The organism is Nocardioides ginsengisoli, from assembly GCF_039537225.1.
GTDB classification, from domain to species: Bacteria; Actinomycetota; Actinomycetes; order Propionibacteriales; family Nocardioidaceae; genus Nocardioides; species Nocardioides ginsengisoli.
The window spans coordinates 1-20300 of sequence record NZ_BAABAC010000031.1 but is presented as its reverse complement, the minus strand read 5'-3'; the positions used below and the strand labels follow the sequence as shown (position 1 = coordinate 20300).

General features: G+C 71.8%; 17 protein-coding genes. 9 read left to right on the top strand and 8 right to left on the bottom strand.

All coding sequences use genetic code 11. From position 1 onward, the window contains the following. The 5 genes from AB4880_RS16935 to AB4880_RS16915 are packed head-to-tail and all read left to right on the top strand — an operon-like array spanning position 1 to position 5616. Positions 1 to 789 carry an ABC transporter permease gene (locus tag AB4880_RS16935; RefSeq protein WP_367920398.1) on the top strand — a complete coding sequence of 263 codons (789 nt, stop codon included), beginning with the start codon at positions 1 to 3 and terminating at the stop codon, positions 787 to 789. Next, entirely contained in the window at positions 786 to 1559 is a 774-nt protein-coding gene (locus AB4880_RS16930) for an ABC transporter permease (RefSeq protein ID WP_367920397.1), read from the top strand. Before AB4880_RS16935 ends, AB4880_RS16930 begins: the two co-directional genes overlap by 4 nt. A 32-nt stretch (positions 1560 to 1591) precedes the next feature. After that, on the top strand, positions 1592 to 2371 hold the full coding sequence (locus tag AB4880_RS16925; RefSeq protein ID WP_367920396.1) for an ABC transporter ATP-binding protein: 780 nt from the start codon (positions 1592 to 1594) through the stop codon (positions 2369 to 2371). Further along, on the top strand, positions 2368 to 3951 hold the full coding sequence (locus AB4880_RS16920; RefSeq protein WP_367920395.1) for a sulfatase family protein: 1584 nt from the start codon (positions 2368 to 2370) through the stop codon (positions 3949 to 3951). Before AB4880_RS16925 ends, AB4880_RS16920 begins: the two co-directional genes overlap by 4 nt. A 21-nt stretch (positions 3952 to 3972) precedes the next feature. Next, a complete protein-coding gene (locus AB4880_RS16915) occupies positions 3973 to 5616 on the top strand; it encodes an amidohydrolase (RefSeq protein WP_367920394.1) in 1644 nt (547 codons plus the stop codon). 32 nt (positions 5617 to 5648) lie between these two features. On the opposite strand, the gene AB4880_RS16910 is transcribed toward AB4880_RS16915, so the two are convergent. Beyond that, positions 5649 to 6629, bottom strand: a complete 981-nt coding sequence (locus AB4880_RS16910) for an Lrp/AsnC family transcriptional regulator (protein ID WP_367920393.1) — start codon at positions 6627 to 6629, stop codon at positions 5649 to 5651. 114 nt (positions 6630 to 6743) lie between these two features. Between AB4880_RS16910 and AB4880_RS16905 the strand changes: the two genes are divergently transcribed. Next, on the top strand, positions 6744 to 8174 hold the full coding sequence (locus tag AB4880_RS16905) for an amidase (RefSeq protein WP_367920392.1): 1431 nt from the start codon (positions 6744 to 6746) through the stop codon (positions 8172 to 8174). Continuing rightward, the gene (locus AB4880_RS16900) at positions 8171 to 9640 is read left to right on the top strand and encodes a short-chain fatty acid transporter (RefSeq protein ID WP_367920391.1); all 1470 of its coding nucleotides are present in this window, start codon (positions 8171 to 8173) and stop codon (positions 9638 to 9640) included. The genes AB4880_RS16905 and AB4880_RS16900 overlap by 4 nt, the downstream gene beginning before the upstream one ends. Positions 9641 to 9661: 21 nt before the next feature. Here the strand turns inward: AB4880_RS16900 and ctaD are convergent, their stop codons facing one another. Further along, entirely contained in the window at positions 9662 to 11329 is a 1668-nt protein-coding gene (ctaD, locus tag AB4880_RS16895; RefSeq protein ID WP_367920390.1) for an aa3-type cytochrome oxidase subunit I, read from the bottom strand. A 129-nt stretch (positions 11330 to 11458) separates the two neighbouring features. Between ctaD and AB4880_RS16890 the strand changes: the two genes are divergently transcribed. Next, the gene (locus AB4880_RS16890) at positions 11459 to 13252 is read left to right on the top strand and encodes a thiamine pyrophosphate-requiring protein (protein WP_367920389.1); all 1794 of its coding nucleotides are present in this window, start codon (positions 11459 to 11461) and stop codon (positions 13250 to 13252) included. Here AB4880_RS16890 and AB4880_RS16885 read toward each other — a convergent pair. From AB4880_RS16885 to AB4880_RS16860, 6 genes are all read right to left on the bottom strand, one after another. Next, positions 13244 to 13759 carry a RidA family protein gene (locus AB4880_RS16885; RefSeq protein ID WP_367920388.1) on the bottom strand — a complete coding sequence of 172 codons (516 nt, stop codon included), beginning with the start codon at positions 13757 to 13759 and terminating at the stop codon, positions 13244 to 13246. The genes AB4880_RS16890 and AB4880_RS16885 overlap by 9 nt on opposite strands. Further along, positions 13759 to 15201: a purine-cytosine permease family protein gene (locus tag AB4880_RS16880; RefSeq protein ID WP_367920387.1), complete on the bottom strand. Its 1443-nt coding sequence runs from the start codon at positions 15199 to 15201 to the stop codon at positions 13759 to 13761. The genes AB4880_RS16885 and AB4880_RS16880 overlap by 1 nt, the downstream gene beginning before the upstream one ends. A gap of 139 nt (positions 15202 to 15340) precedes the next feature. Next, positions 15341 to 16207, bottom strand: a complete 867-nt coding sequence (locus AB4880_RS16875) for a polysaccharide deacetylase family protein (RefSeq protein WP_367920386.1) — start codon at positions 16205 to 16207, stop codon at positions 15341 to 15343. Continuing rightward, positions 16204 to 16899 carry a fumarylacetoacetate hydrolase family protein gene (locus AB4880_RS16870; protein WP_367920385.1) on the bottom strand — a complete coding sequence of 232 codons (696 nt, stop codon included), beginning with the start codon at positions 16897 to 16899 and terminating at the stop codon, positions 16204 to 16206. Before AB4880_RS16870 ends, AB4880_RS16875 begins: the two co-directional genes overlap by 4 nt. Before the next feature lie 71 nt (positions 16900 to 16970). Next, positions 16971 to 18323: an amidohydrolase family protein gene (locus AB4880_RS16865; RefSeq protein WP_367920384.1), complete on the bottom strand. Its 1353-nt coding sequence runs from the start codon at positions 18321 to 18323 to the stop codon at positions 16971 to 16973. A gap of 14 nt (positions 18324 to 18337) precedes the next feature. Further along, on the bottom strand, positions 18338 to 19108 hold the full coding sequence (locus AB4880_RS16860) for a sulfite exporter TauE/SafE family protein (RefSeq protein ID WP_367920383.1): 771 nt from the start codon (positions 19106 to 19108) through the stop codon (positions 18338 to 18340). A gap of 75 nt (positions 19109 to 19183) precedes the next feature. Here AB4880_RS16860 and AB4880_RS16855 point away from each other — a divergent pair, with 75 nt between their 5' ends. Further along, on the top strand, positions 19184 to 19837 hold the full coding sequence (locus AB4880_RS16855) for a GntR family transcriptional regulator (protein ID WP_367920382.1): 654 nt from the start codon (positions 19184 to 19186) through the stop codon (positions 19835 to 19837). Positions 19838 to 20300 lie beyond the last annotated feature (463 nt).

Sequence of the window (20300 nt, the reverse complement as noted above, 5' to 3'; positions counted from 1 at the left end):
ATGCCCACCCTCCGTCCCGGCACCGTACGGCGCTACGCCGTCGGCGCGGCCAGCATCGGGGTCACCGCACTGCTCTGGCAGTGGGCGGTCACCGGTCCGCTCGCCGACAAGCCGTTCGCGACGGTGCCCGAGATCCTCGGCCGGCTCCGCGACTTCGCGGGCGACCCGCTCTTCTGGTCCTCGCTCGGCGAGACCTTCCGGGTGGCGACGATCGGCCTGGTCATCTCCGTGGTGCTGGGCGTGGCGGCGGGACTCATGGTCGGGCAGTCCGACCTCGCCTACCGCAGCACCCGGGTCCTCGTGGAGTTCCTCAAGCCGATCCCGCCGATCGTGATCCTGCCGCTGCTGGTGCTGGTGCTCGGACCGACGGGCGACATGGGCATCTTCCTCGTCGCCTTCGGCGGGGTGTTCCCGCTGATCACCCAGACCGCGCACGGCGTCCACGACGTCGACCCGGTCGCCGCCGAGACGGCCCGCTCGTTCCGCCTCACCCGGTGGCAGCGGATCCGCACCCTGGTCGCGCCGACAGCCCTTCCCTTCGTCGCGACCGGGGTCCGGATCAGCGCCAGCGCCGCGCTCGTCATCGCGCTCGTCTCCGAGATCATCGGCGGCGCCCCGGGCCTCGGCAAGGACCTGGTCCTCGCCCAGACCACCGGCGACTACCCCGCGATCTACGCGCTGGTGGCGACCTTCGGCGTCCTCGGCGTGCTCGTCAACGCGGTGCTCGCCGCGATCGAGCGGCGCGCCCTGTTCTGGCATCCCTCGGTCCGATCGGAGGTGACGGCATGACCCGCCGACTCACGCTGGTGGCCCTCGAGCTGTGGCTGCCCGTCGTCGCCGTGCTCGCCTGGTGGCTGTGGTCCGCGACGGCCGCCGAGGCCTTCTTCCCGCCGCTGCGCGAGATCCTCGAGCGGTTCCGCGAGATGTGGCTCTTCGACAAGTTCGTCAGCGACGTCGTCCCGAGCCTGCGCAATATGGCGATCGGCTTCGGTCTCGCCAGCATCCTCGGCATCGCGATCGGCATGGTGCTGGCCCGGGTGCGGCTGCTGCGCGAGGCCTTCGAGCCGCTCATGCACTTCGTCCGGGCGACCCCGGGTGTGGCGCTGGTGCCGATCTTCATCCTGATCCTCGGCTTCGGCTCGAGCATGAAGATCTCGATCATCGCGACCGCGGCGATCTTCCCGACGATCATCGCGACCATGGACGGCGTCCGCAGCGCCGACCCCGTGCTCCTCGACATCTCCCGCGCCTACCAGCTCTCCCGGCGCCAGCGGGTCACGAAGGTGCTGCTCCCGTCGGCCGGCCCGCAGATCTTCGCCGGGCTCCAGGTCAGTCTCCAGGTGGCCTTCGTGGTGATGATCGCCAGCGAGATGCTCGGCTCCACGCAGGGCATCGGGGCGCTCACGCTCCTCGCCCAGCAGAGCTTCGCGGTGACGGACATGTGGTCCGGGATCGTGCTGCTCGGTCTTCTCGGCTATCTCGTCAACCTGCTCTTCCTCCTCGTCCGCAGCCGCGTGCTGCACTGGTACGACGGCGCCCGAAAGGCGGCAAAAGAATGACCACGACCACCCTCGAGTCAGGAGCTCCGACGATGAGCGAACGCCAGGTCCGGCTCTCGATCGACGGCCTCCACAAGGGGTACGGCGTCGGCGCCGCCCGCAAGGAGGTCATCTCCGACCTCACCTTCGACGTCCACGCGGGCGAGTTCGTCTGCATCGTCGGCCCCTCGGGCGCCGGCAAGACCACCCTGCTGAAGTGCCTGACCGGACTCCACCCGGCCAGCGCGGGCGCCGTCCGCCTCGACAGCAAGGTGGTCGACGGACCGCCGCGTCAGATGGCGCTGGTGCTGCAGGAGTACACCCGCTCGCTGATGCCGTGGCTGACGGTGGAGAAGAACGTCCGGCTGCCGCTGGCCAACCTCAAGCTGAGCAAGGCCGAGCGCGAGCAGCGGATCACCGACGCGCTGCGCGAGGTCGGCCTGTCCGACGTCCGCACCAGCTATCCGTGGCAGCTCTCCGGCGGCATGCAGCAGCGCGTCGCCATCGCCCGCGCGCTCGCCTATCGCCCCGAGGTGCTGGTCATGGACGAGCCCTTCGCGTCGGTCGACGCGCAGACCCGCGCCGACCTCGAGGACCTGATGCTCAAGGTGCGCCAGGACTTCGGCATCACCATCGTGCTCGTCACCCACGACATCGACGAGGCGGTCTACCTGTCCGACCGGGTGGTCGTCCTGACCAAGGGCCCCTGCACGGTCGACGAGATCATCCCGGTCGAGCTGCCTTTCCCGCGCGACCAGATCGAGACCAAGTCCGACCCCCGCTTCGTCGACCTCCGCGCGCGCGTCTTCTCCCGGATCAAGGCCTCCGCGTGAGCGGTGTCCGCTGTGTCGTGGTCCTGGTCGCCGACCAGCTGCGCGCCGACCATCTCGGCTTCGGCGGCGGCCAGGTGCCGACGCCCCATCTCGACGCGCTCGCCGCGAGCGGCACCGTCTTCGACCAGGCGTACGTCGCCAACCCGACCTGCATGCCCAACCGGGCGACCATCGCCACCGGGCGGTGGCCGTCGACCCACGGCACCCGCACCAACGGCGTCACCCTCGACTGGGACGCCCAGACGTTCATGCGGGCCATGCAGCGCTCCGGCTGGAGCACCGCCGCGGTCGGCAAGCTGCACTTCCAGACCATGGGCTGGCCCTACGAGGACGACCAGCTCGCCGACATGGCCCGGCACGCGCCCGAGCTGGTCGACGCCTCGCTGACCGACGCCGTCGTCCGGCGCCGGACGCCGGGGTGGGACCGCTGGGAGGACTTCACCCAGCACCGGGCCGGCCACCTCGAGCTGCCGCCCGACTACTACGGCTTCGACACCGTCGACCTGGTGATCGGCCACGGCGACGCGCCGGGCGGCCACTACGCCCACTGGGCCCGTGCGCGCGGCCTCGACCCCGACACGGTGCGGATCATGGGCGAGGCCCTGGTCGGCTACCCCGGCTGGGACCAGGTGTACCAGTCGGAGGTGCCCGTCGAGCTGCACCCGACCAGCTATGTCACCGAGCGGGCACTCGACCGCCTCGAGCAGCTCGCCGCGGGCGACGCGCCGTTCTGCCTCTTCGTCTCCTACCCCGACCCGCACCACCCGTTCGCGCCGCCGGGCGACTACTGGCACCGGGTCGACCCGGCGGCCGTCGAGCTGCCGGCGACCTTCTTCGACCGCCACGACCGCTCCCCCGAGCACGTACGACGCATCGTCGCCGACCGCGGCCGGCCCGCGGCCGACCCGACCATGACCTGGTCGCCGACCGAGGACCAGTACCGGCACGCGCTCGCCGCCGAGCTCGGCCTGGTGTCGCTGCTCGACGACAGCATCGGCCGGATCCTCGGGCGTCTCGACGCGCTCGGCGCCGCCGACGACACCGCGGTGGTGTTCACCGCCGACCACGGCGACCTGTTCGGCGACCACGGGTTGATGCTCAAGCACTTCGTGCACTACCAGGGCGTCACCCGGGTGCCGCTGATCGTGCGTGCGCCGGACGGCGACACCGGACGGTCGTCGGCGCTGGTCAGCAGCGCGGACATCGCCCCGACCCTGCTCGACCTGGGCGGCGTGCCGTCGTACCGGGGGATCCAGGGCACCAGCCTGCGGCCGGTCGTCGAAGGCCGCGCGTCCGCCGTACGGAGCCGGCTGCTGGTCGAGGAGGACCAGCCCTTCGGCCTGCCCGGCCTGCCCGGGCCGGTGCACATCCGGACGCTGCTGACCGAGGAGGCGCGGCTCACCGTCTACGGCGGCCACGACGTGCGCGAGCTCTACGACCTCGACGCCGACGCCGACGAGACCACCAATCTCGCCGACACCCTCGACGGCGGCGCGCTGCAGGCCCGGCTCACGGCCGAGCTGGCCGCGGAGCTGATCGGGCTCAGCGACACCGGGGTCCGGCCCGCCGCCTCCGCCTGACCCACCGACCCGAGGAGCACCATGCCTGCCGACCTGATCCTGCACTCCGGCACGGTCCTGACCGTCGACGCCGACTTCACGACGCATCAGGCGGTGGCGGTGCGGGGCGACCGGATCCTCGCGGTCGGCGACGATCGCACCATCCTCGACCTGGCCGGCCCCCACACCCGCATCGTCGACCTGGCGGGCGGCACGGTGCTCCCCGGCCTCAACGACTCGCACCTGCATCTGCAGTGGTGGGGCCTGGCGCGCGCGGAGGTCGACCTGTCGGCCGCGGGCTCCCTCGACGAGGCCCGCGAGCTCGTACGACGACACGCCGACGCGCAGCCCGAGGGCGCGTGGGTGCGGGGTCGGGGCTGGCACGAGCGGGTGCTGATGGGCGACCGAGCCGGCGGGCTGAGCGCGGCGATGTTCGATGACGTGTGCGGCGGACGGCCGATGTTCCTCGAGCACTTCAGCGCACACGGCGGGCTGCTCAACACCGCGGGCCTCCGCGCTGCCGGCATCACGTCCGCGACCGCGTCCCCTCCGGGCGGCGAGGTGGTGCGCGACCCGGCGACGGGCGAGCCGACCGGCGTCCTCAAGGAGGCCGCGCTGCAGCTGCTCGACGGCGTGCTGCCCGAGCCGACCGCGGCCGAGCGGCAGGACGCCGTCGTGGCGGCGATCGCCGAGCTCAATCGCCGCGGGATCACCAGCGTGACCGACCCGATCGTCACGCCGGAGATGCTGCGCGACTACGTCACGCTGCGCCGCGAGGGCCGGCTCAGCGCCCGGCTGACCACGCTCCTGCACTGGACCTGGCCGTCGGTGCAGACGCCGCTGGGCGTGCTCGAGGAGGCGATGACGTACGTCGGATCGACCACCGGCCTCGGCGACGACCTGCTGCGCATCGGTGGCTGCAAGCTGATCGCCGACGGCGTGGCCGCCCTCGGCACGGCCTGGATGTCGACGCCGTACCACCACGACGGCACGTGCGGCGCGCTCGTCACCGAGGGCGCCGACGACGAGGAGCGGGTCGCCGCCCTGCACGCGCTGGTACGGCTGCTGCACGAGCACCGCTTCCAGGTGCAGGTGCACGCCACCGGCGACCGCGCCTGCGACACCGCCGTCGAGGCGCTGGTCGCGGCGCTCACCGCGGACCCGTGGCCGGACGCCCGGCACGTGCTGATCCACGCCAACCTGCCGTCGTCCGAGACGGTGCAGGCGATGGCCGAGCACGGCATCCTCGCCAACGTCAACGCGCTGGTGAAGTGGCAGGCGGCCGCCGGCCTGGTCGGCATCATCGACGAGGACCGCTGGCACCGGATGATGCCCGCCCGTTCGATGGTCGAGGCAGGCGTCGTGGTCTGCGACGCGTCCGACGCCCCCATCACCGACCCGGACTGGCGGCTCGCGCTGCAGATGCTCGTCACCCGGGTCCCGCGCGGCAGCGACGTCGCCGCCGGCCCGGACGAGCGGCTCACCCGCGAGCAGGCGATCCGCGCCTGGACCGCCGCCCCCGCCTGGCAGGACCACGCCGAGCCCGACAAGGGCACCCTCGAGCCGGGGCGCTTCGCCGACCTGTGCGTCGTCGCCGAGGACCTGATGGCCGTGCCGGACGACGCGCTGCACGCGGTCACGCCGGTCCTGACGGTGCTCGGCGGGGAGATCGTGTTCGGGGCCTGAGCCGCGCGCGTGCGGACGCCGGCGGCACGCCCTCACTGCAGGGACGCGGCCAGCACCTCGCTCTGCTTGAGGACGTCGAGGATGAGCGAGCTCTCCATCGCCTCGACATGCTCGGTCCACTCGGCGCCGGTGAGCAGGTGCCGCAGGGCGTCCTTCGTCGGCAGCCGGACGTCGGCGATGATCTGGTGCTCGCCCATCACCATCGCGGCGTACCGGACATACGGGCTGGCGGTCAGGGCCCCGGCGACCGTCTCGACGGCGGGCGGCCGGATCCGCAGCCGCAGCAGCGCCGCGACCGGCAACCCGAGCACCCGCGGATCGACCACGGCGCGCAGGGTGACGATCCCGGTGGAGCGCAGCGCGTCGACCCGGCGCGCAGCCGTCTGCTCGGAGACGCCGGCCAGGCGGCCGAGCTCCTCGAAGGTGCGGCGGCCGTCCTCAGCCAGTCCGCGCAGGAGGGCGCGATCCTCGCGGTCCAGCCGGACCGGCTCACTGAACACCGGCCAGGTGGTGATCGGGTCGCCGACCCGCAGCGCCTCCGCCTCGGCCGGGGTCAGAATGCCCGGATCCCAGGTCGTGAGCGTCTGGATGTAGCGCAGCACCGGGGCGACCTCCAGCTCGGTCACCCCCGGCGTGGCACCCAGCTCGTGCAGGAACAGCTGGGCCTGGCGCCCCTCCGGACACCACATGTCGGCGAGGCACTGCGCTCGCCCGGAGACCACATAGGCCGTCACCGTCTCGGGACGCCGGGCGATCGTCGCTCCGGTCGCCCACACGACCGCGGGCGCGCAGGACAGGGTGACCACGAACGGGTCGCCTCGGCCGGTCCGATGCGGGTCGGCCAAGGCGTGGATGCCGACCGCGCCCGACTCGAGGAGCGCCGTACCCCGGCGGGTGACGGTGCGGTCGGGGACGTCGAGCGCGGCTGCGATCTTCCGCCACGGCGCGCGCCCGTCGATCATCAGGGCCGCGACGATGCGGCGGTCGAGCTCGGACGTCGCGGACGGCATCATTCGCCAAGCCTATGGCGAGATCCTCCATATCGACAGACTGCCTTGCCCAAGAGTTGTGACGAGCCGCACAGTTCAGGCGAATCCCTGGAATGGAATCGATCTGGAGGTCGCCCCATGAACGACATCATCCGCCGGACCGCACGCGAGGTGGTCGACCTGCTCCGCCGGGGCGAGGTGTCGACGCTCGAGCTGGTCAAGGAGCTCGAGGAGCATGTCGCCGACGCCGACGCCGAGGTGAACGCGCTGCCGATCCGGTTCTTCGACCAGGCCCGCACGCAGGCCGAGGCGCTGATGCGGGACTGCCCCGATCCCGCCGATCGCGGCCTGCTCGCCGGCCTGCCGGTGGCCGTCAAGGACTACAACGACGTCGCGGGCCAACGGACCACCTTCGGCTCGCCGATCTTCGCCGACACGGTGGCCGACACCTCGGACGCCATGGTCCGGGTCCTCGAGCAGAACGGGGCCATCGCCTACGCCAAGTCCAACGTGCCTGAGTTCGCCGGCGGCCACACCTACAACCCGGTCTTCGGCGCCAGCCGGAACCCCTGGGACCTGGGGCGTTCGGTCGGGGGCTCCTCCGGTGGCGCAGCCGCCTGCCTCGCCGCCGGATCGGCCTGGCTGGCCACCGGTAACGACCTCGGCGGCTCACTGCGCACGCCCGCCGGCTTCAACGGCATCGTCGGCGTGCGGCCGACCGCCGGCCGCGTGCCACGCCGCACGCCCGCCGTCCCGTTCGACACGCTGTGGGTCGAGGGGCCGATGGCGCGCAATGTCGCCGACGCGGCCCTGATGCTCGATGCCATGGTCGGCCACGACGACCACGACCCGCTGACGCGGCGGGAGCGGCCTGCGTCGTTCCTCGCCTCCCTCGACGAGTACGACGCGCCGGCCCGGGTCGCCTACTCGCCCGACCTCGGCGTCCTGCCCGTCGACCGCACCGTACGACGGGTCACCCGCGACGCGCTGGCCCACTTCACCGCCCTGGGTGCCGACGTCGTCGACGCCGAACCCGACTTCGGCGGCGCCTACGAGGCCTTCCAGATCCTGCGCGCCCACCTGATCGCCACCATGCACGCCAGCACGCTCGAACGGCACCGCGACCTCATCAAGCCCGACATCGTGTGGAACATCGAGAAGGGGCTGGCGCAGACCACCGCCGACGTGCAGTGGGCCGAGCGCGCCCGTGGGGCGCTCATCCATCGGGTCATGGACTTCTTCGACGACCACGACGTGCTGGTGGTGCCGAGCGCGCCGTTGCCGCCGTTCCCCGTCGAGTGGACCGCGCCCGAGGAGATCGACGGCGTGGCGCTCACGACCTATATCGACTGGATCGCGATCACCTTCTGCATCTCCCTCACCGGCTGCCCGGTGGTCGCGCTGCCCGCCGGGCTGGACGACGACGGCCTGCCGATCGGCGTCCAGCTCGTCGGTCGCCCGGGATCCGAGGCCCGGCTGCTCTCCTACGCCCAGCGCTTCGAGCAGGGCGTCGGCCTCGCCGCCCGGCTGCCGATCGTCCCCCGCCGTGCCGACGGAGCGGCCCGATGAGCCGGCGGGCGGCGACCGACGCCCGTGCCGTCACGGAGCAGGGCGGCGCCGGCCGTCAGGCTCGCGACGGCTTCTGGGCCCGGCTGGCGCTGCGCTTCGCGGACTTCGTCGAGAAGTGGTTCCCCGACGCCTTCGTGTTCGCCCTGGTCGCGGTCGCCGTGGCGGCCGTCGCCGCGCTGATCATGGGCGCGCCGGCCACCGCCGTCGCGGACTCCTTCAGCGCAGGCTTCTGGGACCTCATCCCCTTCACCATGCAGATGGCCCTGGTCGTCGTGACCGGGTACGTCGTGGCGACCTCGCCGCCCGCGAGCCGGGTGATCACGCGACTGGCCGCCCTGCCCCGGACCGGCCGGACAGCGGTCTCCTTCATCGCGACGATCAGCCTGGCGACGTCGCTGGTCAACTGGGGCTTCGGCCTGGTCTTCGCCGGACTGCTCGCCAAGGCGGTGGCCCGGCGCGAGGACATCACGGTCGACTACCGGGCCGCCGGCGCGGCGGCGTACCTCGGCATCGGCGGCATCTGGGCGCTCGGCATCAGCTCCTCGGCCGCCCAGCTCCAGGCCAACCCGACCAGCCTCACGCCCGAGCTGCTCTCGATCACCGGGGTGATCCCGTTCCGGGAGACGATCTTCCTGTGGCAGTCGCTGGTCCTGGCGGCGATCATCCTGGTCGTCAGCGTCACCATCGCCTTCCTCTCGGCACCCGGCGAACGCCATGCCGTCACCGCGCGAGAGCTCGGCGTCGACCTCACCGAGAAGACCGCCACGCGGCGCCGGCGCGAGCGGCCCGGTGACTGGCTGGAGTTCAGCCCGCTGCTGACGATCGTCGTGGCGCTGCTGGTCGCCGGCTGGCTGCTCCGCGAGTTCGCGAACGGCGACCCGATCGTCGTCATCTCCAACCTCAACACCTACAACCTGCTGTTCCTGGCCCTGGGCATGCTGCTCCACTGGCGCCCGCGCAGCTTCCTCGACGCCGTCTCCAACGCGGTGCCCGCGACGTCCGGGATCCTCATCCAGTTCCCGTTCTACGCCGGCATCGCCGCGATCCTCACCCGGGCGCAGTCGGGCGACGGCCACACCTTGGCGCACCTGATCTCGGAGGGGTTCGTCAACCTCTCCACCCCGGGCACCTTCGCCCTCGTCATCGGGATCTACTCGGCGACGCTCGGGTTCTTCATCCCGTCCGGAGGTGGCAAGTGGATCATCGAGGCGCCGTACGTGATGGACGCGTCGAACGCGATGCACTCGCACCTGGGCTGGACGGTGCAGATCTACAACGCCGCCGAGGCACTGCCCAACCTGGTCAACCCGTTCTGGATGCTGCCGCTCCTCGGCATCCTCGGGCTCCGGGCACGGCACCTCGTCGGGTTCACCTTCGTCCAGTTCCTGGTGCACCTTCCGCTGGTGCTCGGACTGCTGTGGCTCTTCGCCGGGACGCTCGACTACCACCCGCCGGTCCATCCCTGAGCCGGCTTTCCGGAGCAGGGGTCAGGCCTCCACCGTCTCGGCGTCGACGACCTCCACCGCCGCGAGCTCCGGGTGGTGGAGGTCGAACGCCGGCGACTCCGACCGGATCCGCGGGATGGTGTCGAAGTTGTGGCGTGGCGGCGGGCAGCTCGTGGCCCACTCCAGCGAGCGGCCCCAGCCCCACGGGTCGTCGACTCTGACCCGCGGCCCCCGGCGCGAGACGTAGATGTTGTAGAAGAACGGCAGCATCGACGAGGCGAGGATGAAGGCGCCGATCGTGGAGATCTGGTTGGCCGCCTCGAAGCCGTCGCCGGGCAGGTAGTCGGCGTAGCGACGCGGCATGCCCTCGATGCCCAGCCAGTGCTGGATCAAGAAGGTGGTGTGGAAGCCGATGAACAGCAGCCAGAAGTGGATCTTGCCGAGCCGCTCGTCGAGCATCCGGCCGGTCAGCTTGGGCCACCAGAAGTAGAAGCCGGCGAACATCGCGAACACGACCGTGCCGAACACCGTGTAGTGGAAGTGGGCCACCACGAAGTAGGAGTCGGAGACGTGGAAGTCGAGCGGCGGGCTGGCCAGGATGACGCCGGTCAGGCCGCCGAACAGGAAGGTCGTGAGGAACCCGATCGACCAGAGCATGGGGGTGTCCATGCTCACCGAGCCGCCCCACATCGTGCCTATCCAGTTGAAGAACTTCACGCCGGTCGGCACCGCGATCAGGAAGGTCATGCCGGAGAAGAACGGCAGGTTCACGGCACCGGTGACGAACATGTGGTGCGCCCAGACCGCGATCGAGAGGATCGCGATGCCGAGGGTCGCGCCGACCAGGCCGATGTAGCCGAAGATCGGCTTGCGGCTGAAGACCGGGAGGATCTCGGAGATGATGCCGAAGAACGGCAGCGCGATGATGTAGACCTCGGGGTGCCCGAAGAACCAGAACAGGTGCTGCCACTGGATCGCCCCGCCGTGTGAGGTGTCGAAGACGTGGGCGCCGATCTGGCGGTCGGCCTCGAGCGAGAGCAGCGCGCCGCCGAGGATCGGGAAGGCGATCAGCACCAGGATCGCGGTGACGAGCACGTTCCAGGTGAAGATCGGCATCCGGAACATGGTCATGCCCGGGGCGCGCATCGAGATGATCGTGGTGATGAAGTTGACCGCGCCGAGGATGGTGCCGATGCCCGCCATCCACAGGCCCATGATCCACAGGTCGCCGCCCACGCCGGGGCTGTTGACCGAGTCGGACAGCGGCGAGTAGGCGAACCAGCCGAAGGACGCCGCGCCCTGCGGCGTGAGGAAGCCGGCCCCGGCGATGAGCCCGCCGAAGAGATACAGCCAGTAGCTGAACATGTTGAGTCGCGGGAACGCGACGTCCGGCGCCCCGATCTGCAGCGGCATGATCGCGTTGCCGAACGCGAAGAACAGCGGCGTCGCGAACAGCAGCAGCATGATCGTCCCGTGCATCGTGAAGAGCTGGTTGTAGAGCTCCTCGTTGACGATCTGACTGCCCGGATAGGCCAGCTCGGCGCGCATGATCAGCGCCATGATCCCCGCGGCGACGAACCACGCCATCGCGGTGATGAAGTAGAGATTCCCGATCACCTTGTGGTCGGTCGTCGTCATGATCCTGACGAGCTGTCTCCCCAGCGGCTTGCGCGCCGTGGTCGCGGTGCTGCGTTCAGCGGTGATGGCCATGTGCGTCTCCACGAAACGATCGGGATGTCGCCGGTCCGGCCCTTCAGGGTACCCCGGCGGCGGGGGCTCACCCTCGTCCGAATTCGGGGTATCTCGGCTGCGATCGCGTACGCCGGGTACCGGACGCGGATGGCTGAGCAAGGTGGCGACCGACTCGTGGCGGACCTCGTCGTCGAGCGCCTGCGGGCCTGGGGCGTGCCCCGGGTCTTCGGGTACTCCGGCGACGGCATCAACGGCCTGATGGGAGCGCTGCGGCGCGCCGGCGGCGACCCCGCCTTCGTTCAGGCGCGCCACGAGGAGAACGCCGCGCTGATGGCGACCGGCCACGCCAAGTACACCGGCGGCGTCGGGGTGGTCGTCACCACCCAGGGCCCGGGCGCCGTCCACACCCTCAACGGGCTGTACGACGCCAAGCTCGACCACCAGCCGGTCGTCGCGATCGTCGGGCAGCAGCCGACGACCGCGCTCGGGTCGGAGTACCAGCAGGAGATCGACCTGACCACGCTGTTCAAGGACGTCGCCGCGCAGTACGTCCAGGCGGTGCTGGCGCCCGAGCAGGCCGGGATGGTCCTCGACCGGGCGTTCCGCACCGCCCTGGCCACCCGCTCGCCGTGCGTCGTCGTCCTCCCCCACGACGTGCAGGTCGAGCCGGCACCCGCGGTGCCGCCGCACGAGCACGGCGTCGTCCCGACGGCGCCGCAGTGGCGCCCGCCGCGCGTCGTCCCCGCGGACGACGACCTCGCCGAGGCGGCCGCCGTCCTCGACGCGGGCGAGCGGGTCGCCGTCCTCGTCGGCCAGGGCGCGCGAGACGCCGGCGACCTGGTGCGGTCGGTGGCCGAGCGGCTCGGCGCCGGCGTGGCCACCAGCCTGCTCGGCAAGCCGTGGTGGGACGAGACGCTGCCGTTCAGCTGCGGCGTGATGGGCCATCTCGGCACCACCGCGTCCGCATGGCTGATGGAGCACTGCGACACGCTGCTGATGATCGGCACCAACGACCCCTGGACCGAGTTCTACCCCGCCCCCGGCCAGGCGCGAGCGGTGCAGATCGACCTCGACGGGCGGCATCTCGGCAACCGCTACCCGGTGGAGGTCGGCCTCGTCGGCGACGCCGCGGAGACCCTCACGGCCCTGCTGCCGATGCTCGGCGAGAGGTCCGACCGGAGCTGGCGCACCCAGGTCGTCGGCCAGGTCGAGCGGTGGCGCCGCATCGCCGAGGAGCGCGCCGACGCCGCGGCCGCGCCCCTCAACCCCGAGTACGTCGTCCGCGCCCTCGCGCCGCGGCTGCCGGCCGACGCGCAGGTCAGCGTCGACGTCGGCTCGGTCGTCTACTGGTACGCCCGCCACCTGACCCTCCCGCCCGGCGTGCCGGCCCACCTCTCCTCGACGCTCGCCTCGATGGGCTCCGGCCTGCCCTACGCCCTCGCCGCCAAGCTCGCCGCCCCCGACCGGCCCGTGGTGACGCTGGTCGGCGACGGCGCGATGCAGATGAACGGGATCGCCGAGCTGGTGACCGTGGCGTCCCGCTGGCGGGACTGGGCCGACCCGCGCCTCGTCGTGCTGGTGCTCCACAACGGCGACCTGGCCGAGGTGACGTGGGAGCAGCGCGAGACCGAGGGCGACCCGCGCTACGACGTCAGCCAGTCGCTGCCCGACTTCCCCTATGCCGGGTACGCCGACCTGCTCGGCCTCACCGGGATCCGCGTCGAGGCCGGCGACGACGTCGGCGCCGCATGGGACCGGGCGCTCGCCGCCGACCGGCCCGTCGTCCTGGAGGCGGTGGTCGACCCCGACGTGCCGCTGCTGCCGCCGTTCCCGGTGGGCGAGGCCAAGCTCGACAGCTTCCACCGCGCCCTCGACCAGGAGGACGACGGCGCGCGGGCCCGCGCCCTCCTGGACCGGCAGGCGGCGCAGGAGTCAGGCTGACCCGGGCGGCCGACCGTCGTCGGCGTCCGGCCCCGCCGCAGCTGCGGGAACGACGGCGACGACCTCGATCTCGACGAGCAGGTCCGGTCCGGCAAGAGCCGTGACGCCGACGTGGGTGCGCGCCGGACGGTGGTCGCCGAAGTACTCACGGTAGGCGCGGTTGACGTCGCCCTGACGGGTCATGTCGGTGTTGTAGACGACCACCTTGACGACGTCCTCCCGCGTGCAGCCGGCGGCCCGCAGGACGTGGTCGACGTTGCTCAGGCAGGCCCGCGCCTGCTCCAGCATCCCCACGGCCGCGGCAGGCGCCGGGTCGCGCTCGGCGAGGTCGGGGTAGGTCTGGCCCGACGAGTGGAGGAAGGGCTCCTGGGCGATGACGCCTCCCGCGAACGGCGGCCGCGTGTACCCGGTCGCCGCGACGAGCGAGGGCGGCCAGTCGGCATCGACGTCGGGCCCGAGGATCCGGATGCGAGGCCGGTCGCCGACCGGCGCGTCCGGCGCGGGCATCAGGCGTGTCCTCCCGTCGGCTCGAGGGGCGCGGACCTCTCGGCGACGCCCGGCCGACTCGTCCGGCTGGTGCGGACGAGGGCGCCGTAGATCAGCGCGCCCGCCAGGATCCCGACGGGATAGGCGAGGTCGGCGCCGTCGAGGAGGTGCCGGGAGATGCTGCCGCACAGCACCGCGAGGGGCGAGCCGGAGTCGGCGAGCTGAGCGCCGGCCGTCGTACTGGAGAACGGCAGCGCGACCAGGTAGCCGAGGACGAGAGCCAGCGCTCCCGCCCGGGAGCGGCTCCGCCACGCGGAGACGGACGCGTCGGTCGGCGCCGGCGCGGACCGGCGGCGCAGCCACACCACGCCCCACACCCCGACGAACGGCCCGACCCAGTAGGTCGACATCAGCAGCACGTTGGAGAAGGTGTCGGTCAGCTCGCCGCTCACCAGGTAGATGGTCAGGGCGAAGGCGAAGAGCGCGACACCGGCGGTGACGAGCGGGCGGGGCAGCGTGATGCCCACGCCCATCAGCTGCAGGCCGGCCGAGTACTGCGCCACGGCGGCGTTGGCGGCGACCCCGACGAACATCGCGACCATGACCAGTGCGCCTCCGACGCTGCCGCCCATGAGGTCGTAGAGCGCGGCCATGGCGTCGCTGCCGTCGAGGTAGCGGGCGGCGGCCAGGCCCAGCGACTCCATCCAGACGCAGGCCAGGGTGATGCCCAGATAGGTCGCCCAGAACAGACCCGTGGACGACGTCGTCGCCGGCAGGTAGCGGCTGTAGTCCGGGGCGTTGTGCGCCCAGCCGAAGGCGAAGCCGAACGTGATCGCGGTCAGGAGGAGGAAGGATCCCCAGGTCCCTCCGGTGCCGGCGATCGCACCGGGGTCGATGCCCTTGGCGACGACGACGACCGAGACCGTCAGGAATCCGCAGGCGCCGAGGATCGCGCTCCACCGCTCGAACCGGTGCAGCATCTCGTAGCCGAGGACACTCACCGCCGCCTCGACCAGGAAGACCAGCAGGATGCCCGCGCCCTGGGGAAGCCCGAACGCGGCGCGCAGGGCCTGCCCGCCGAAGACCGCCCCGAGGGCGATGAAGGAGACGCTGGTCAGCGCGGCGAGGAGGCCGACCAGCCAGGTGGAGCCCCCGAACAGGCCCCGGGCCTGGCCGAGCGTCGGGGTGCCGGTGCGCGGGCCGGACAGGCACAGCGCGGCCGGGCCGAGTGCGCCGAGAAGGTTGCCGAGGACGATGGCCGCCAGGGAGGCGCCGAAGCCGAGCCCGAACTGGGGGCCGAGGACGCCGAGGAACACGGCGGAGGGGACGAGCTGCGCGGCGAACCACAGCACGCCCACCTGGCGAGCGGTGCCGTGCCGGTCGTGGTGCGCGATCGGCTCGAGGCCGGCCCATTCGATCGCGTCCCTGCCGCGGTCGCGGATCGGGTTGTCAGAGAGGTTCATTTCTTCGGACTCGATTCATCTCATTGGTGCTCGGGACGTGCGGGTGGACGGGTCCGAGATCGAGAAGCCGCCGTCCGGACCGAGGACCGCACAGGTGGGCGGTCCCGGTCATCGGCGCGGGAGGGTGCGCGCTCTGCGGTCAGCGCCGGCCGCGGAAGCTGTCGAGGATCTCGCTGCCGGTCATGACGGCGACGTCGTCGTGGGCCTTGATGTGGGCCAGCGCCTCGTCGAAGTACCTCAGGCGATGCGGGACGCCCATGATGTAGGGGTGGACGACGAGCGCCATCACCCTGGTGGCGTCCTCGGAGTCGAGGTAGAGCTGGTCGAACTGGTCGATCGCGCGCTGCCGGTACTCGCTCGCCTGGTGGTGCTGGATGAGCATCATCGCGACGTCATTGCACTCCTGCGTGTAGGGAATGCTCACGATCGGCTCGCCCTTGGTCCGCAGCACGACCGGCTGGTCGTCGAGGACCCAGTCGCAGACGTAGTCGAAGCCGGCGGCGGCGAGGAGGTCCGGGGTGTCCCAGGTCTCGGTGAGGCCCGGCCCCAGCCAACCCCGGGGCGCGGTGCCCGTCGCCAGCCGGATCGCCTCGACCGTCCGGTCGATGTCGACGGCCTCGTCGGGGACCTTCTGCATGTTCTTCTGGCCGAAGCCGTGCCCGATGAACTCCCAACCGCGGTCGAGGGCGGCCCGGGTGATCTCGGGGTAGGTCGTCACCGCCTGGCCGTTGATCGCCAGCGCCGCGGTGATGCCGTGCTTGTCGAGCACCTTCAGCATCCGCCAGAACGCCACCCGGTTGCCGTACTCGTGCCAGCACCAGTTGGGGATGTCGGGTGTCGGCACACCGCCCGCCGGGGGCGTGAGGACGGTGCGCGGCATCGGCTCCGTCTCCGACCACTCCTCGACGTTGACGATCACCCACACCGCCATCCGCTTGCCGTCCGGCAGGGTCCAGGCGGGTCGCTGGGTGATCGGCGAGTAGTCGATCCGCTCGGTCGGCCTCATCGGCGGGCTCCCTCGGTGATGGTGGTGGAGAGTCCGGCCAGGCCGTCGATCTCGACGTCGATCACGTCGCCCGGCTCGACGGTCCCCACGCCCGCCGGCGTACCGGTGTAGACGAGGTCGCCGGGCTCCAGGCGGTACTGCCGTGAGAGCTGCACGAGGACCTCGGGGACGTTCCAGATCATCAGGTCGGTCGAGGTCTGCTGCCGGACGTCGCCGTTGACCAGGAGCCGCAGCCGGGCGCTGCGGGGGTGCCCGGCGTCCGCGACCTTGGTGATGTCGCCGCAGGGCGCGGAGTGGTCGAACGACTTCCCGGCCTCCCAGGGGCGCATCTGCTCCCGGCACTCGCGCTGTCGGTCGCGCCGGGTCATGTCGATGCCGGCGGCGTAGCCGAAGACCGCGTCGAGGGCGTCGAGCGTCGACGCCTCGCTGAGCGGCTTGCCCAGCGCGACGACGAGCTCGCCCTCGAACTCCAGCGCCTCGGTCGCGGGCGGGTAGGGCACCTCGCCCTGGTCGGGTACGACGGCGTCCGTCGGCTTCTGGAAGAAGAACGGGTCGTCGCGCTCGTCGCCCTCCTTCATCTCCCGGATGTGGTCGACGTAGTTGCGTCCGACGCAGTAGATGCGCCGTACGTAGAAGGGGTCGTCGTCGCCGATGACCCGGAGCTGGGCGGCGTTGGACTGGGGGCCGGTCATGGGGGTGGTCCTTTCGGTCGGATCTGCAGTGGTGTCGTGGGGCGGGCAGGGTCGGGGCGCGCCGCACGTGTCTAGGTCACGGTCGTCGGCCAGACGCCGTCCTCCTGGGCACGCCGGATCAGCCGGTCGCGCCGGCGTGCTCCCTCGTCGACGGCGTGGCGCGCGGACTCCTGCACCAGGCGGCCGTCGCTCTTGAGCACGCGACCGTCGGCGATCACCGTGTCGACGTCGCGGGTGTGGCCGTTGAACACGATCCCTTCGATCGGCTCGCCGGCGGGGAGCCGGTTGACGCTCGGGCCGAGCAGGACGAGGTCGGCCTTGCGGCCCACCGCGAGCGATCCGGCGACCCGGTCGAGCCCGAGGTCGGCCGCCGCCACCGTGGTGGCCATCGCGAGGGCCTGCTCCGCCGTCACCGATCCGGCGCCGGCGCGGGCGGCCTCGACCGAGAGCACGGTCCGCATCTGCCCGACGGGGTCCGCCGCCGTCGGCATCGCCAGCGTGTCGACGGACAGCGAGACCGGGACGCCGGCGCGCAGGAAGTCGGCGATCGGCGGGAAGCCCATCGTCTGCATCTCGGTCACCGGGCTGACGGACACGCGGGTGCCGGTCCGCGCCAGCGCCGCGACGTCGTCCTCGCTCGCGTGCACGGCGTGCACGATCTGGACGTCGGGACCGAGGAGACCCTCGTCCTCGAGGAGGGTGAGGTTGCACGACGCGCAGCCGGGCTCGCGCATGCAGCGGTCGCAGTGCATCGTGATCGGGAGCCCGAGCTCGCGGGCCGCGGCCCATTCCCGCCGGAAGACGGCGGGCGGGCTGCGATGGGGCCCGCGGAGCGCCACGCCGAACGAGATGCGCTCGTCGCGTCGCTCGGGCGACCAGCGCACGATCATGTCCCGCAGTCCGTCGAGGTCCATCAGCTCCTCGGCCGGCAGCGAGTCGCGCGGCCCGAAGGAGAACCGGCCCCGCAGACCCGAGTCCAGATGGGCCTGGAGGTTCGCGTCGACGTCCTCGCCACCGCGGACGTTGTGGTCCCAGTTGTGGACGGCGGTGTAGCCGCTCAGCACGGCCTCGGCGAGCGCGAAGCGCGCCGACCAGTAGAAGTCGTCGGTCTCCAGGTACGGCGCGAACGCCCGCTTCACGCTGAAGTAGTCGCACCCCGGCGTGGAGTGCACGGTGCCGCGCATCAGCGAGTTCCAGAGGTGCCAGTGCGTGTCGACGAAGCCCGGGACGACGACCCAACCGGCGGCGTCGAGGGCCCGGGTGCCGCGCGGCACGACGAGATCCTTGCCGATCCCCTTGATGACGCCGTCGCCGACGTGGACGTCCACCGCGGTGAGGGTGCCGAGCTCGGCGGTCATGGTGACCACGTCGGCGCGGCGGATGACCAGCTCCTCGCGATCGGGCAGGTCGTGGGTGTTCTGCATGACGGGTGGACCCCTTAGTTGGCTCGGAGGAGGAGGGTGACGCTGATGGTGATGCCGAAGGCGACGACGAGGAGGCGCAGCACGTCGGGGTTGAGCCGGCGGGCGCACCGAGCTCCCGCCACGCCGCCCACCAGCGAGCTCACGGACAGGATGAGGGCGGCCGGCCAGGCGATGTCGGCGAAGGCCGCGAACCATGCCGTCGACACGGCGCCGACGGCCAGCGACAGCACCGCCTTGAGCGCGTTGAGCCGGTGGGTGTCCTCCGCCCGGAAGAGCCCGAGCGCCGCCAGCATCAAGATGCCCAGGCCGGCCGCGAAGTAGCCGCCGTACACTCCGACGACGAGCTGCGCGGCGATCGCGGCCCGTCCCGGCCCGGCCGACTCCCGGCCCGCCGGGCCCAGCCGCCGTACCAGCGCCGGCTGGACGGCGAGCAGCAGGGCCGCGGCCAGCACCAGCCAGGGCGACAGGCTGCGGAACAGCGACGCGGGCGTGACGAGAAGCAGCGCCGAACCCGCCACCGCGCCGACGACGGACGCCACGGTCATCACCAGCGCCGTCCGCCTCTGCCCGCGCAGCTCGTCGCGGTAGCCGAGGCAGCCGCCGAAGTAGCCCGGGACGGTCGCCGCCGTGTTGGTCACGTTCGCCGTCACCGGCGCCATGCCGGTTGCCAGCAGGGCCGGGAACGAGATCAGCGAGCCGCCGCCCGCCACCGCGTTCACCGCCCCGGCCGCGCCGCCTGCGGTGACCAGCAGGAGCAGCTCGCTCGCCTGCGTCGTGAAGTGCACACCCCAACAATGCATGCATTGCATGCAAACGTCAACGGTTCTGCATGCTCTGCATGCATTGGGTACCTTGGGCAGGTGACCGAGACGCAGAAGGCACGCCCCGCCAGCGCCGCGACCGTGTACGCCGTGCTGCGCAGCCGGTTCAGCGACGCCCACTACGCCGCCGGCGACAAGCTCACCGAGCAGGCGATCGCCGCGGAGCTCAACGTTTCCCGCACCCCCGTCCGGGAGGCGATCGGCCGGCTGCTCGCCGACGGCCTGGTCACCCCCGCCGCCCGCGGCGTCGTCGTCGCCGCGCTCGACGCCAAGGAGAGCCGCGACCTCTTCGCGGTGCGCGGCGCACTCGAAGGACTCGCCGCCGCGACCGCGGCGGAGCGTCAGCGGGCCGGCCTGCTGGCGCCCGTCGTCCTCGTCCAGCTGCGCGACGCCTCCGACGCGGTGCGCGCCGCGGCCGCCCAGGGCAGGCGGCGCGATGCGGCACGCGCCAACTCACACCTGCACATGGAGATCGCCCGGGCCGCCGACAACCAGCTCCTCCTCGAGGCGCTGACCCGGGTCTGGGACCGGATCGCCGTCGCCACCGTCACCCACCTCGACGACGACGCCTGGCTGGCCCAGATCGCAGAACAGCACGACGAGGTCGTCGATGCCATCGACGCGGGGGACGCCGATGCCGCCCGCGCGGCGATGACGCGCCACATCGCCGACGCGGCGAACACCCACCGCTGAGCACCTGCCGAGCGGACCCGGGCCGCCAGGCGGCGCGAGAACGACGAAGGCCCCGGTGGAATCCACCAGGGGCCTTCGCTTCTGTGAGCGTTTCAGATCTGCAGGTCAGCGGCCGGGTTCTGATGTGGCTCCTGCGGTTCACTGTTCGGGGCTCCTGCGATTCATTTGTGCTGGTCAGCGCCGGTTTTGCTCGTCCGGTGGCTTAGCTGGGTGGACGTGTGGTGGGCGTTTGAGGGTGGGGTGGCCGGTTTGATGTTTTGGGCGTTTCGGCTGGGAGATTGAAGCGCCCCAGGTTTGATGCCGCATCCTTTTGAGTCCGAGAGGATGGCAGCATGCCGAAGAAGATCGATCCCGCGGTCAAGGAGCGGTGCGTGCGGCAGGTGCTGGAGCACTTGCCGGAGTACCCGTCGCTGACCGCGGCCGCCGAGTCCGTCGCTCGTCGCGAGGGTCTTGGCAAGGAGAC